Genomic DNA, 14,704 nt, shown 5'->3' on the forward strand with positions numbered 1-14,704 from the left:
GGGGCGCGTCAGGTCGGGATTACCGGACTGGAGAAACGCTCCCGGATTCGATTGGAAGTGTCTTGCCTGGTCTCGCTCGTACTCGGGCTACGATCAAAGGTTGAGGGCAGTTTTCCTATCCGTTTTGATTTTGCCCTTGCGCGGCAAGAACATGTATGGGCCGGAGTACTAGTGATGCCTATTCTGGGGGGGCGACGTGCTTATCAAGTTTGTCGAGATAGCTAACTTTCGTAAGCTGCTATCCGTACGTGTCGACCTCGCCGAGAAGCAGACTCTGTTCGTTGGCGCCAACAACAGCGGTAAGAGTTCAGCAATGCTGGCCTTGCGGCGCTTCCTCGTACCGCGACGCTGCCCATTTGAGGTTCACGATGTTACGCTGTGTCATTGGCCGGCGATCGATCGCATCGGCCAGAGTTGGGTCGATGCGAAGCGGGCCAATGAGATGGTCGAGCTTACGCTTGAGCCGTGGCTGCCGCTGCTCCCCACACTAGATCTCTGGCTCGACGTAGACGCCGGGGAGATGCATCACGTTCGCGACCTGATTCCGACGCTTGATTGGGAAGGCGGGCTGCTCGGCGTGCGGCTCCGTTACGAGCCGACCAATCTCAGCGACCTCTACAGGGATTTCCTGGCCGCGGTCGCCGATGCCGAGGCGTTGCGCGCTGCCGCGAAGCAGGCGCACGCCGAGAAGATCGCGGCCGAGGGTCAAGAGATACCCGAGCCCAAGCTCACGATATGGCCGTCGACGCTCGTCGATTACTTGAGCCGGCGGCTGTCCAAGAGCTTCATTATCCGCGCATTCACCCTCGACCCAGCACAAGTCCAGACACCGCTGAATGGCCAAGCGCGCCCGCAATCACTCCCGGCCGCCTCGCTCAGCCTCGATGGCGAACCGCTAAAGGGGCTGGTGCGAATTCACGATATTCCGGCGCAGCGCGGTTTCGGCGAAGAAGTGCCGCGTGACGATGACGAGGAGGCGCCGGCCGGATCGCCTGGCAGTCGGCTTTCTGATCAGCTGCGCAGCTATTACTCGAAGCACCTCGATCCAACAAAGGGGCCGAACGTCAAGGATTTGGGGGCGTTGCAGGCAATCGAAGCAGCGCAGGACGCGTTCGATCAGAAGCTCACCGAGAGCTTTGAAGCGGCGTTCAGCGAAGTCGAGGGCATGGGCTATCCCGGCGTCACCGACCCCAAGCCGAAGGTGTCGACGCGGCTCAAGGCGATCGACGGCCTCAACCACTCCTCAGCGGTGACCTTCGTGGTCGACGTGAAGCCGGCGGAGGGAGAGGCGGCGGTGCCGGTGCTCCGCCTGCCCGAGAACAACAATGGGCTCGGCTATCAGAACCTCATCTCGATGATCTTCCGATTGATGAGCTTCCGGGATTCGTGGATGCGTGTAGGTAAGGCTGCGAGCACTAATCCCGCCGCCGTGATCGAGCCACTGCATCTCGTCCTCGTCGAGGAGCCCGAGGCGCACCTCCATGCGCAGGTCCAGCAGGTGTTTATCAATAAGGCCTACGAGGTGCTTCGCGCCCATCCCGACCTCGACGGCACCAAACTGCGGCGCACACAACTCCTGGTCAGCACGCATTCGAGCCATGTCGCGCATGAGGTATCGTTCGAATGCCTGCGCTACTTCCGGCGCTTGCCCGCCGGCATGGTGTCGCGGATACCGGTCTCTACGGTGATTAACCTCTCGCAGGTGTTCGGCACGGGCAACGAAACGGCCCGGTTCGTGACGCGATATCTGCGTGCTCAACACGCCGACCTGTTCTTCGCCGATGCCGCCATCCTGGTCGAAGGGCCCGCGGAACGCATGATCGTGCCGAACTTCATCCGTCACAAGTTCGAGGTGCTCAGCAAGAGCTACATCACCTTGCTCGAGATTGGCGGCAGCCACGCCCATCGCCTTCGCCCGCTGATCGACCATCTCGGCCTTTTGACTCTAATCATCACCGATATCGACAGCCAAGCGGCCGGCACGATCACATCAGCGCCACCCACCCCGGGTGCCGGGCAGACCACCAACAACACGACACTGCGGCAATGGGTGCCGGCGCAAGCCGACGTCGACGCGCTATGGAAAGCGACGCCGGCGGAGCGAATACTTGAGCCCGCAGAGGACCCACTATTCGCGGTGCGCGCCGCCTATCAGCTGCCTGTCGAAGTGACGCTTCCGGGCGCTGTCGCGAGCGAGACAGCTTATCCTTACACGTTCGAGGATGCGCTCGCATTCGAGAACCTCGCCTTCTTCGCCGCACTTCCGGGCTCCGGGCTGGTCACCAAGTTCCGCGAGGCGATCGCCGGGGGCGGGGGGGCGGTCGCGGTTGGCGCGGCGATGTTCGATGCGCTCAAGACCGGCAAGAAGGCCGAGTTCGCGCTCGACGTGCTTGATGCCGAGATGTTCGAAACCCTGACGGTGCCGCGCTACATCGCCGAAGGGCTGGCCTGGCTGCAGGAACGGCTCAAGAAGAAGCAGATCGAAATATTGCCGGCGATTGAGGGAGGGGCGGCATGACCGCCGTGAGCACCGACGATCTGATCGATGCAGTGGCAGACGAGACCATTCGCGACTGCCTCGATCTCGCCGCGCCGCGAAGCTTCTTCCTCTACGCAGGCGCCGGCTCGGGCAAGACCCGGTCTTTGGTCCGTGCAGTGCGCGACCTTTGTGAGCGCCAAGGCCGCCAGATGACGCTGACTGGCCAGAAGATTGCGGTCATTACCTACACCAACGCCGCCTGCGACGAGATCGTGCAGCGTCTCGAATTCGATCCCCGGGTCGACGTTTCCACCATACACGCCTTCGCCTGGTCGTTGATCCGCGGCTATGACGCCGACATACGCAAGTGGGTCGACGCGAACTTGCTCGCCGAGATTGCGGAGCTTGAAGAAAAGCAGGCGAAGGGCCGGGGTGGCAAGGCTGCGATCGAGCGCGCGCAATCGATCGAGAGCAAGGCCCGACGCCGCGAGAAACTCCGCGAGATCATGCGGTTCATCTACAGCCCGACCGGAGACAATCGCACGCGCGATTCCCTTAATCACGCCGAGGTCATCGCTATGACCGCGGCATTCCTTAACGCGAAGTCGGGCCTGCGCCGGCTCCTCATTGCCCGCTATCCCATCCTGTTGATCGACGAGAGCCAGGATACCGCAAAGCGCCTCATGGACGCGCTGCTTGATGTCCAGGCGGCATTCCCCGCGCAGTTCTGCCTGGGGCTGTTCGGCGACACCATGCAGCGTATCTACGCCGATGGTAAGGTCGGCCTCGCCGAAGCGATCCCTGAAGCGTGGGCGAGGCCGCGCAAAGCGATGAACCATCGGTGCCCCAAGCGCGTGATTGCGCTCATCAACAAGATTCGCGCCGATGATGATAAACAAGAGCAACAGCCGCGGAGCGACGCACCGGAAGGGACCGTCCGGCTGTTCCTTGCGCCTGAGACGGTCGCCAGTAAAAGGGATGTCGAAGCGACCGCAGCGACGAGAATGGCCGAGCTGACCGACGATGAAGGCTGGCTCCCCGGACGTAACAGAGTGAAAACCCTCGCGCTCGAGCATATGATGTCGGCGCGCCGGTTCGGGTTCGAACGTTTTTTCGGGTCGCTCTATGCCTATGAGCCGATGCGGACTGGGCTGCTCGACGGCACTGGCCGCGGTCTCGGCTTCTTCACCCGCGAGTTGCTCCCACTGGCAAATGCTCTGGCGGTAGGCGACCGATTTGCGATCGCAGCGGCGATCCGCCAGACTTCGCCGCTGCTCTGTCGGCAGCGGCTGGCGGAAGCCGGGGAGAAGCAGCAGGAGGAGTTGGTGCGTGCCAGGGCCGCGTGCGACGGGCTTCGGGCGCTACTGCTGGCCGGAGATCCGCCATCTCTGCGCGTCGTGCTGCGCTACGTGGCCGCTACCGAGTTGTTCGTTGTTCCCGACGTTCTGCAGCCGTTCGTTCCTGAGGTGCCTGCGGACACGGCGGCGGCCGAGCAGGAGGAGGACGAGAGCACCGAAGCGGGCGCCTGGCGTCGGGCGCTCGACGCGCCATTTCGCGAGATCGAGAGATATGATCGCTACGTCCGCGGCGTATCTCAATTCGATACCCATCAGGGCGTGAAGGGGCGCGAGTTTCCGCGCGTGATGGTGGTGATTAGCGACGACGAAGCGCGCGGCTTCCTGTTTAGCTACGGCAAGATCATGGGGACCAAGGAGAAGTCTAAAACCGACCTCGAAAATGAGGCGGCGGGTAACGACACCAGTATCGAACGCACCCGTCGTCTCTTCTATGTGACCTGCAGTCGTGCTGAGGAGAGCCTGGCGATCGTCTATTATTCCGACAATCCCAACCTGGCGCGCACGGCCCTGCTAGAACGTGGCTGGTTCGCCGACGACGAGGTTGAGACCATTGCCTCCTGAGAGCCGATTGGATGCCGGGCTAATCTCTACCAGCAGTCAAGACAGCTCAATTCTTGTGATGGACGTTCCCTAGAGTGCAGAGGGTCGCAATGCATCCGGACGTGAATATTGTTTTGGAGCGCGTCCAGACTCTGGTTACGGACGATTTTTACCAGACTGATMGGCGGAGCTTGGTGCGCGCGTATATCGCGTGTCTAAGCTTTCCAGATTTATGTATGGCCATCTCTGCATCACTCGATGCGCCGCTCCTTGTGCGGCTAGCGCTTCGCCGACGTCTGCTGCGCCTTCTTGCGAACGGGCTCGATGACGCCGCGCCCGTGGTCGATCTAGTCGAATACACAGCCGTAGCTTCGGACAGTGCCCGCAACTTGAGGCGCGCTGCAGACGCGCTTCACAGCGAGGTTTTCGCATACCTGCCTCTAAACTCACAGCAAATGCTCCTGGAGCGATGGGTAGATCGCGGCGGTCGCGGCGCTATGGCGCGCTGGATCAAGGCGGTGAAAGCGCACGAAAGCCACTTTGAGGCCCCTATAGCTCTTGGTTATTGGCGCGCCTCGGGAGATTTTCGGGCAGCTAAAGCGCTGGCTTATCAGGCCAAGCCTGAATTCTTGGAAGCGATCATTCCAGAGCTGGTTGCTCGGTGTGAGGAAGGTTGGATTATCGCGAAGGCTATAAGGAGATGCGGAGATACGACGGCAGAGATCTGGGACGAGCTGCGTCAGCGACATCCAGCAACATACCTCTATCTCTGCGCTCAAATGGCTAGGGTAGTCAGTGACGATGAAGCCTTGGAACTGGTCCATCAATGCAACGTGGGGCTAATCGACAACGAACGAGGCTTGGCAATCTGGGCTGTAGGTCAGATGCGTAAAGTAACGGTGCTGGACCGTATCGTTGATGCGTTCGAAGTCCTAAAGCAGCGCGACGCGGAGCAGTGGGCGCGTCTGTACGGACACCCAGCGGATGCGCCCGCTTGAGCTGACCAGTGTTGCCGCTGCGCGATGACAACCGGTGGCAGGCACCGCGGCGCTGAAAGCAGCTGGCAGGCTTGTCGCCATTCAGCCCCATCCGCCTCAAGCCGCCTCGGAAATCCTCGTCGACCCGGCGACCTGAATGCGGTTCCGCCCGAGGAGGGCTTTGGCCTTGTAGAGCGCGAGGTCGGCGGCCGAGAGCAGCGCGGCCAGTTCGGTCGCGTTCGATTGCGCTTCGGCCAGCCCKATGCTGACGGCCGCCGTCAGGTTCAAGCCATCGCCTCGCGCTGCGCGTTCGGCGAATGCCCTGGCGACGGCTTTGCCGATCTGGCTTGCCGTCTTGCTGTCCCGGCCGGGTAGCAGGAGCGCGAACTCTTCCCCGCCCAACCGGCCGAGGATCGCGTCCGCGCCGGCGATCTCGCGCGCCACCGTGGCGAAGAGTTTTAGCACCTCATCCCCCGCGTCATGGCCGTAGCGGTCATTGATCGCCTTGAAGTGGTCGAGATCGAAGGCGAGCAGGCAAACCGGCCGCTGCGCCACCCCATCCCGCAACGCCCTGGCGCCATGCTCGAAAAACCCCTGCCGGTTGCGCAGTCCGGTCAGGAAATCCGTCCGGGAATCCGCCAGGAGCTGAGCCTGGTATTCCTCGCGGATCAGCGCCAACAAGGCCATCGGCATGGCCATCATGAAGCGGACGGCCTCGTACATCGTGGCCTCCAGTCGAAGGAGGCAAGCGATCAGAAGCCAGGCAGCTTACGACGTGACGCGTCAGGGACAATGCTGAAGTCGGGGAGCCGGAAGCGCCATTCCTGACGGTGAGGTCGGGACCCTGCCCGGAGACTTGGTGTCCGGCTTGCTATTTTGCGCCACGCGATATCTGCGCGCTGTCCTGCACCGGAAGGGGCGCTGACAGAGCGCAGGCACCGCGGCTGAAGACCTGTCAGCCACGCTGGCTTGTTGGCAGGGAGCGCTTCAACGCGCGCCCCGCCAGCAGCCTGCGCAGGGCAAGCCGCTTGACCGGTCCGGTTCGCGCAGGCCGGGAATGCGACCTGGAGACGCAAGACATCAGACGGCTTTCATGACCGCGTCGAAGATCGGGCTATCCTGCGCAGCCAGCATGCGGCTGACCTCGAAATGGTTCTGCCCTTCGGCGCGAAGCAGCTGCGTTGCCTTTCCCGCCTTCTCCAGGCTTGCGTGGAACGTCGTGGCGTGGCGCCGGTACTCGTCGGTTTCAGCCTCGCCATAAGCGACGAGAACGGGGCAGGTCAGCGCTTCGACATGGCGGATCGGGCTGAATGCCGCGATCTCGGCTGCCGTCAGGCCGAGATAGCGCCCCCGCGCGCTGAGCATCGGCCCTTCCAGATCATAGGCGCCGCTGGCGCAAAGCGCCCCGGCGACCATGCCAGGCGCGATGCGATGCGGCGTCTCGGCGGTGAGCGCGGCCGCGACGAGATGCGCCCCCGAGGAGTGGCCGATCACGAACAGGCGTTCGGGGTTATAGCCCAACTCGCTGGCGTGCTGGGCGAGCCAGCCGATGCCGCGCTGGACCTGCATCACCATCTCGGGCAGCCGGACCGCGGGAATGCTGGCGAAGTCGAGCACGGCGAAGTTCATTCCGGCGGCCACGAAGGCTTCCGCCGCAAAGGCGCTGTCCATCCGGTCGAGCATGCGCCAGGCGCCGCCATGGACATAGATGACGAGCGGCGCCCGCTTTGAGGCCGCCGGGAACAGGTCGATCCGCTCGGCCGGCCCCTCGCCATAGGCGAGCGGGCGGCAGGTGAGGTTGCGATGCGCAGCAAGGCTCGCCTCGCGGTACCAGGCGATGATCTCGTCGGCATTGGCGGCCCAGGCGCCCTGATTGTAGTTCAGGTCGAGCCGGGCCTGATCATAGTCGAGAAAGACGGCTTTCGTCGGCAGTTCGGTCATGGCGGCCTCCCTCAGCGCCCGCCGCCGGCGTCCGCGCGATAGACGATCTGCCCGTCGACGACGGTCAGCAGCGACTCGATCCGGGCGAGCTCGTCGGGCGCGCAGCGGAGCGGGTCGGCCGAGAGCACGGCCAGATCCGCGAGCTTTCCGATGGCGATGCTGCCCCTCTCGCCCTCCGCGAAGGTCAGCTTCGCGCCGCCGAGCGTCGCGCATTCCAGCGCCTCTTCGCGTGTCAGGGCCTGTTCGGGGGAGATGACGGCGCCGGTCCGGTCGCGTCGGTTGACCGCATGGGCGATCGAGTGGAACAGGCTGAGCGGTGCGTTGTCGCTGCCGAACGAAATCGGCACGCCGGCCTCGCGCAGGGAGCGCAGCGGCACGATCTCGCCAGCCCGCTCGCGCCCGAGCTTTTCGACCAGCTCGCTGCCGCGCTTGTAGATATAGGCGGTCAGATGCGTGGTCACCGCCAGCCCGAGATCGGCAACCCGCTTCACCTGGTCCGGCGTCAGGCTGACGACATGGCCGAGCACCCAGCCCTGGCCGGCGAGCGGGGTGACGTTGTCCACCTCGGCGAAGAGGTCGAGCATATTGGGCAGGATGCCGACCGCCCGGATGCCGTTGCGCGCGGCTTCGATCAGCACCGTCTTCAGGGCATCGCGCGGCAGCGACGAATTATAGTGGAAGCCGGCCCAGCCTGTCTGCGGAAAGGCTGCGCTGCGCAGCTCCCGCTCCACGGAATCGTCGATCTCGCCGTAGAGCCCGGCCATACCGAGCCAGGCGTCGCCCAGTCCCCGGCCGGCGAGCCAATGTCCCCAGGACTTGAGCAGGGCCCGGCAATCCTCCGCCGAGGTCGAGGGCCAGGCCGGGCTGAAGATCATCGATGCCCGCACGGTCTGGCGCCCCTCGGACCGGACCTGCCGATAGGCGTCCAGCACCTCGGCGGCAATGCCGTGGCCCTCGAACACGCTGGTGGTGCCCGCCCGGTTGTAGAGTTTCATCGATGCCGCGAGCGCGCCGGCCCGCTCGCTGGCGGAGAAATGCGGCGCCCGGCGCATCAGGCTCATCTCGACCACCGGCATCTTGTTGGTCTCGACGAAGATGCCGTTCGGCTCGCCTGCGGCATCGCGGCAGATCTCGATGGACGCGGCCGGCGCCACCGTCGAGGCATCGATGCCGGCCAGCCGCAGGGCGCGGCTGTTGGCGATCGAAACCAGTGGCAGGGTCGAGCGCCAGTAGCCCCAGATCGAGCGGATATAGACCGGGTTGTCAGGCGCGGCGCGGTCAAGGTCCCAGCGGTCGGGGAAGCGATGTTCCGCGATTCCCGCCAGCACGCTCTCATAGCTGGGGGGAATGCCGATCGGCATGGTGATGATCCACTCGCCCGGCTTCTTCGTTCGGGCGATCTCGGCGATGCGCGCGACGATGTCCTCGATCGAACGGCAATCGGCGAGCGAGGGCAGCACGCTCTTCAGGCCTTCGCGGTCGAGATGGGCATGGCCATCGATGAGGCCGGCGGTGACGGTCTTGCCGGCGAGATCGACATGCTCCGTCTCGGCCGAGGCAAGGGCGGCGATCTCGCTGGAGCTCCCAAGTGCGACGATACGGTTTCCCGCGATGGCCAGGGCCTCGCAGGGCCCCGCCTCACTGAGAATCCGGCCATTGACCAGAACGAGCGACGGGCTGGTGCCGGGGAGAACGGACGGCATGGATATCCTCATCAAGGCTTGTCTGGGCCCGGTGTGACCGGCGACGGGCGGGAAGGACGGGCGGGACGGACGCGAAAGCGCGAAGGGGTCAGGAAGCGGGGCCGGGGGCGCCGTCGAGATCGGAGGCGACGAAGACCTTGCGGGTGAATTCGATATGCTCGTCGAGCAGCCTGACGGCGCGATCGACGTCATGGTCCAGGGCCGCATTCATCAAGGCGGTATGCGGCTCGAGCGCCAGCGCATCGCGCAAGGCCGCGAAGGCGGGGCTGTCCTGCCATGGCGTGCCCGCCGCGCTGTGCGAAAGCGCGGGCGCGATCGACAGGATGCGGTGATGCCGGCGCAGCTGATCCTTGATCTGCACGTAGAAGCGCATCAGCCAGCGCGACGTGCAGGCGGCCAGCAGGGCCAGATGGAACGCCTCGTGCCGCTCTTCCCAATCGCTGATGACCAGCTCTTCCGGCTTTTCCACCGGCGGCGTGCAGCGCGAGAGCCGGAAATGGGCGGCGACCAGCGCGGTCTCCCACGCCTCGTCGCCATTGGCGATGGATTCCGCCAGCATCGGCAGCTCGACCAGGCGCCGGGCCCTGGTCAGGTCGCTCAACTCCTCCAGCGAGACGGGCGCGACCGCGTAACCCTTGTTGGCGCTGGAGGTGACCAGGCGCTCGGCCTCAAGGCGCGACAAGGCCTCGCGCAACGGGGTCCAGCCGATGCCGTAGGCCTCCCGCATGGCGCCGAGCTTCAGCGGCGCACCCGGCCGCAGCCGCGTTTCGAGGATCTCCTGGCGCAGCGTCCGGTAGGCGGTTTCGGTCTTGGTGGCGACGTCGGTTTCGTCCATTGGATCCTCGCATGCTACCGGCAATATATATAATATGACGCGATTGGCAAAATTATATATATCAATTGACATCTTCGATATCGGTCTCGATAGTCCCCGACAGATGGGCCGCGCTGGCGGCATCGGCCATGAGTGGAGGCGAGATGAACCTGGCATCGCTGGACAGGGCAGGGGTGGCGTCCGAGATCGCGCGGCGCGACGGCGCCGATCCGCTGGGGCACCTGCGCGCCCGTTTCCATCTGCCTGCGGGCGCGATCTATCTGGCCGGCAATTCGCTCGGCCCGGCGCCGGTGGCTGCCTTCAGCGACATGGTGGTCGCCATGCGCGAGGAATGGGCGGAAGGGCTGGTGCGCAGCTGGAACGATGCCGGCTGGTTCGCCCTGGTCAATACGCTGGGCGACCGTCTGGGGCGTCTGATCGGCGCGGCGCCAGGGCAGACGGTGGTGTGCGATTCCGTCTCGGTGAATGTCTACAAGGCGCTGCATGCCGCGCTCGCGCTGCGCCCCGATCGCAATGTCATCGTCGCCGAAGGCGGCAGCTTCCCCACCGATCTCTATGTCGCCGAAGGCGTGGCGGCCGGGCGGCCCGATCTCGTCCTGAAGCTCGAGGGCGTCGACGCCCCGCGGATCGAGGATCTGGTCGACGAGCGCACCGCGGTCGTGCTGGTCAACCATGTCGACTACAAGACCGGCGAACTGCGCGACATGGCGGCGCTCAACCGGCTGATCCACGCCAAGGGCGCCGTCGCGGTCTGGGACCTCTGCCACAGCGCCGGCGTCGTGCCGGTCGATCTCGACGGCGCGGGAGCCGATCTCGCGATCGGCTGCACCTACAAATACCTGAACTGCGGTCCGGGCGCCCCGGCCTTCATCTATGCGGCGGCGCGTCATCACGATGCCCTGTCGCAGCCGCTCTCCGGCTGGTGGGGCCATGCCGCCCCCTTCGCCTTCGAGCGCGGCTACCGGCCGGCAGGTGGCATCCAGCGCCTGCTGTGCGGAACGCAGCCGATCCTGTCCATGCGCGTCGTCGACGCCGGCCTCGCCGCGATCGAGGATGTCGAGATGTCCGCACTGCGGGCCAAGAGCCTCGCGCTGACCGATCTGTTCATGGAGCTGGTCGAGCCGGTCTGCCACGCCCATGGCGCCGCCATCGTCACGCCGCGCGCTCATGCGGCGCGCGGCAGCCAGGTCTCGATCACCTCAGACAACGGCTATGCCGTCGTACAGGCCCTGATCGCGCGCGGCGTGATCGGCGATTTCCGGGCCCCGGACATGATGCGCTTCGGCTTCGCACCCGCCTATCTCGGCTATGCCGATATCGAGCGCGCCGCCCATGCCTTCAACGACGTCATGACCTCGGGGATCTGGCGCGACGAGCGTTTCGCCAAACGGCGCGCCGTGACCTGACGGCGCCGCGATACGGCCAACAGCAAGAGCGCAGCCGGCGAACCCCGCGCATGCGCCGGTCAAAAAATGAGCGCAAGTCCGCAAGCCGTTTGCAGCGGCGAGCGGCGGTTCCAGGGGAGGGACACGTGAAGACTCTGTTCAAGGCAGGATTCGTCAAGGCAGGACTCATGAAGTCTGGCCTCGCTGCAGCCGCGTTGGCGGCGGCCGCGACATTTTCCGCTGCGGCCCAGGCCGGGCCGACGCTCGATGCCATCCGCAAGCGCGGCGAAGTCACCTGCGGGGTCAGCACCGGCATCGGCGGCTTCTCGATCGCCGACAGTTCGGGCCGCTGGACCGGGCTGACGACCGATTTCTGCCGGGCGGTCTCGGCGGCGGTGCTCGGCGATGCCGCACGGGAGAAGTTCGTCCCGCTCAGCCCGCAGCAGCGCTTCACGGCCCTGCAATCGGGCGAGATCGACATGCTCACCACCGTCGCGACCTGGACGCTGACACGCGACGCCTCGCTCGGCCTGCTCTATGCCGGCGTCTATTTCTACGACGGCCAGGGTTTCCTGGTGCCGAAATCGCTCGGCCTGAAGAGTGCGCTCGAACTGGACGGCGCCAGCATCTGCACCGCCACCGGCACGACGAGCGAGCTCAATCTCGCCGATTATTTCCGGGCCAACGGCAAGAAATTCACGCCGGTCGTGTTCGAGGCCCAGAACGAGGCGCGGGCCGCCTTTTTCAGTGGCCGCTGCCAGGCCTTCTCTGCCGACATGTCCTATCTGTCCTCGGTCAGGGCTTCCGACGCACCCAATCCCGACGAATGGCAGATCCTGCCGGACATGATCTCGAAGGAGCCGCTCGGGCCGGTCGTCGGCCGCAACGACCTGGAATGGTTCACCGCCGTCAAATGGGTCCTGATGGCGCTGATCGAGGCGGAGGAGAAGGGCATCACCGCCGCCAATGTCGACCAGATGAAGGAGAGCGCGAACCCGGAGATCAAGCGCCTGCTCGGCGTCACCGGCGATATGGGCCAGAGACTCGGCCTCGACCCGGGTTGGGCCTATCGCGCGATCAAGCGGGTCGGCAATTACGGCGAGATCTTCGAACGTAATGTCGGCCCCAGGACGGCTCTGCGCATGGAGCGCGGTGCCAACGCGCTCTGGACAAAGGGCGGGCAGATGTACGCCATGCCGACGCGCTGAGATGAGCGCCGTCGCGATCGCGCCGACGCGCCTGGCGAGAGGCTGGAACGACCCGTCCTTTCGGGCCCTGGCGACGCAGGTGATCGTGCTGGCCGTGCTGGCCGGCACCATCGCCTTCCTMGCCACGAACCTCGTCGGCAATCTGGAGGCGCGCTCGATCCGGACGGGCTTCGGCTTCGTCTGGCAGGCGGCCGGCTTCGAGATCGGCCAGAGCTTCATCGCCTACAGCGCCAGCGCGAGTTTCGGCCGGGCGCTGTTGGTCGGTCTGCTCAACACGCTCGTGGTTGCCGTGCTCGGGATCGTGCTGTCGACGCTTGCCGGCTTCGTCGTCGGCATTGCCAGCCTGTCGCGCAATCCCCTCGTCAGCCCGCTGGCCAGGCTCTATGTCGAGCTCGTCCGCAACACGCCGCTGCTGCTGCAGCTCTATCTCTGGTATGCGGTGCTGACCCAGATGCTGCCGGCCGCTTCGGCTGCGCCGCAGCTGCTTCCCGGTGTCTATCTCGCCAAGAGCGGCCTGCATTTCCCGGTGCTGCAGCATGGCGCCGACCTCATCCTGGTGGCGGTGATCGTCGGCCTCGTCGCCTTCGCCGGTCATGGCCTGTGGGCCCGGCGCCGGGCGGAGCTGACGGGCGCGCCGGCGAAGCTCTGGCCCGGATTGCTGCTGCTCCTGCTGCCGCTTGCCACCGTGGCGCTCGATCTCGCCGCGACGACCTCCTTCGACATGCCGCGGCCGACCCGCTTCGGCTTCTCCGGCGGCGGCATGATCACGCCGGAACTGACGGCGCTCCTGATCGGGCTGTCGCTCTATAACGCCGCCTTCATCGGCGAGATCCTGCGTGCCGGGATCTTGTCGGTCAGCCGCGGCCAGCGCGAGGCCGCTGCTGCGCTGGGGCTGACGCAGGGCCAGGCGCTGCGCCTGGTGGTGATCCCGCAGGCGATGAAGGTCGCCGTGCCGCCGCTCGCCAGCCAGTATCTCAATCTGGCCAAGAACACCTCGCYCGCCATCGCGATCGGCTATCCCGACCTGATGTCGATCGGGAACACGATCATCAACCAGACCGGCCAGGCGGTCGAGGTCATCGCGATCCTGATGAGCGTGTACCTCGCGCTCAGCCTCGCGATCTCGGGCTTCATGAACTGGTACAATAGCCGCGTCGCGCTCAAGGGGGCGTCATGAGCGCCGCCGCCCCTTCAGTGCGGGAACGCCTGTTCGGCAGCGTCGGCAACACGCTGCTGACGGTCGTGATGCTCGGCCTCTTCGTCACCTACGTCCCGTCGCTGCTGCGCTGGGCCGTGTTCGATGCAACCTGGTGGGCGGCGTCTCCGGCGACCTGCCGCGCCATGGGCGGGGCCTGCTGGGCCTTCGTCCACGAGAAATTGCGGCTGATCCTGTTCGGCCGCTACCCGTTCGAAGAGCAGTGGCGACCTTTCGCTGCCTTGCTGCTGACCATCGCGCTGGTGCTGGCGAGCTGCTCGCTGCGCTTTGGGGGGCGGGCCGTCATCGCGGGCTGGCTGCTGGGGATCCCCGCCGTGATCGTCCTGATGCGCGGCGGCGTGCTCGGCCTGTCCTTTGTGGCGACCGATCTATGGGGCGGGCTGCCGCTGACGGTTTTCCTCGCGGTCGGCGGCATCCTCGGCGCATTCCCGCTCGCCATTGCGCTGGCACTCGGACGGCGCTCGCAGCTCGGCATCATCAGGGGCGTCTGCGTCATGTTCATCGAGATGGTCCGCGGCGTCCCGCTGGTCAGCGTGCTGTTCATGGCCTCGTTCATGATTCCGCTCTTCCTGCCGGGAAAGCTGCAGGTCGATGCTCTGCTGCGTGCCCTCATCGCCATCACGCTGTTCAGCGCGGCCTATCTGGCGGAAGCCATCCGCGGCGGCCTGCAGGCCGTGCCCGCCGGGCAGGAGCAGGCGGCCAAGGCGCTCGGGCTCGGCTATTGGCAGACATCGTTGCTGGTTGTCGTGCCGCAGGCGCTGCGCCTTGCCGTTCCGGCGATCGCCAACCTGTTCATCGGCCTGTTCAAGGATACGTCCCTCGTCGGCATCGTCGGCCTGACCGACCTCCTGCTCGCAACCAAGCAGGCGCTGGGCGATCCGCAATGGCGCAGCTTCTCGCTCGAAGGCTATCTCTTCGTCGCTCTGCTCTATGTCGCGTTCTGCTCCTTCATCTCGCATTACAGCCGCGCGTTGGAGAGGCGCCTGCAACGCCAGGCTGTGTGAGTTCCAGCAAGCCGCGGCAAAGCGGACGGAGCGGCCATTCGAGGCTGCTTCTGCGACG

The 14,704-nt window shown here is 65.3% G+C and carries 11 protein-coding genes; 7 read left to right on the top strand and 4 right to left on the bottom strand.

What is annotated here, in order from left to right:
• The first annotated feature begins 196 nt into the window (after window positions 1–196).
• The 3 genes from AC1DGP_RS28345 to AC1DGP_RS28355 all read left to right on the top strand — a co-directional run bounded on the left by AC1DGP_RS28345 (window position 197) and on the right by AC1DGP_RS28355 (window position 5,375).
• Complete coding sequence (locus tag AC1DGP_RS28345; RefSeq protein ID WP_476832775.1) at window positions 197–2,518, top strand: AAA family ATPase; 2,322 nt, start codon at window positions 197–199, stop codon at window positions 2,516–2,518.
• Window positions 2,515–4,398: a UvrD-helicase domain-containing protein gene (locus tag AC1DGP_RS28350; protein ID WP_476832776.1), complete on the top strand. Its 1,884-nt coding sequence runs from the start codon at window positions 2,515–2,517 to the stop codon at window positions 4,396–4,398. The genes AC1DGP_RS28345 and AC1DGP_RS28350 overlap by 4 nt, the downstream gene beginning before the upstream one ends.
• Window positions 4,399–4,487: 89 nt before the next feature.
• Window positions 4,488–5,375 carry a hypothetical protein gene (locus tag AC1DGP_RS28355; protein ID WP_476832777.1) on the top strand — a complete coding sequence of 296 codons (888 nt, stop codon included), beginning with the start codon at window positions 4,488–4,490 and terminating at the stop codon, window positions 5,373–5,375.
• A 96-nt stretch (window positions 5,376–5,471) separates the two neighbouring features.
• Here AC1DGP_RS28355 and AC1DGP_RS28360 read toward each other — a convergent pair whose 3' ends face one another.
• The 4 genes from AC1DGP_RS28360 to AC1DGP_RS28375 form a co-directional block, all read right to left on the bottom strand.
• Complete coding sequence (locus tag AC1DGP_RS28360; RefSeq protein WP_476777324.1) at window positions 5,472–6,077, bottom strand: GGDEF domain-containing protein; 606 nt, start codon at window positions 6,075–6,077, stop codon at window positions 5,472–5,474.
• A gap of 357 nt (window positions 6,078–6,434) precedes the next feature.
• A complete protein-coding gene (locus tag AC1DGP_RS28365) occupies window positions 6,435–7,295 on the bottom strand; it encodes an alpha/beta hydrolase (RefSeq protein ID WP_441508320.1) in 861 nt (286 codons plus the stop codon).
• Window positions 7,296–7,306: 11 nt separating this feature from the next.
• The gene (locus AC1DGP_RS28370; RefSeq protein ID WP_476768732.1) at window positions 7,307–8,998 is read right to left on the bottom strand and encodes an amidohydrolase; all 1,692 of its coding nucleotides are present in this window, start codon (window positions 8,996–8,998) and stop codon (window positions 7,307–7,309) included.
• An 88-nt stretch (window positions 8,999–9,086) separates the two neighbouring features.
• Window positions 9,087–9,905, bottom strand: coding sequence for a GntR family transcriptional regulator (locus tag AC1DGP_RS28375; RefSeq protein ID WP_476768731.1), 819 nt, complete (start codon window positions 9,903–9,905; stop codon window positions 9,087–9,089).
• Between the two features lie 71 nt (window positions 9,906–9,976).
• Between AC1DGP_RS28375 and kynU the strand changes: the two genes are divergently transcribed.
• The 4 genes from kynU to AC1DGP_RS28395 all read left to right on the top strand — a co-directional run bounded on the left by kynU (window position 9,977) and on the right by AC1DGP_RS28395 (window position 14,646).
• Window positions 9,977–11,239 carry a kynureninase gene (gene kynU / locus AC1DGP_RS28380; protein WP_476768730.1) on the top strand — a complete coding sequence of 421 codons (1,263 nt, stop codon included), beginning with the start codon at window positions 9,977–9,979 and terminating at the stop codon, window positions 11,237–11,239.
• 125 nt (window positions 11,240–11,364) lie between these two features.
• A complete protein-coding gene (locus tag AC1DGP_RS28385) occupies window positions 11,365–12,426 on the top strand; it encodes an amino acid ABC transporter substrate-binding protein (protein WP_476777321.1) in 1,062 nt (353 codons plus the stop codon).
• A gap of 1 nt (window position 12,427) precedes the next feature.
• Complete coding sequence (locus AC1DGP_RS28390) at window positions 12,428–13,603, top strand: amino acid ABC transporter permease (protein WP_476832778.1); 1,176 nt, start codon at window positions 12,428–12,430, stop codon at window positions 13,601–13,603.
• Window positions 13,600–14,646: an amino acid ABC transporter permease gene (locus AC1DGP_RS28395; protein WP_441508326.1), complete on the top strand. Its 1,047-nt coding sequence runs from the start codon at window positions 13,600–13,602 to the stop codon at window positions 14,644–14,646. Before AC1DGP_RS28390 ends, AC1DGP_RS28395 begins: the two co-directional genes overlap by 4 nt.
• The last annotated feature ends 58 nt before the right edge of the window (window positions 14,647–14,704 follow it).

The organism is Allobosea sp. 05T433 (assembly GCF_056396065.1).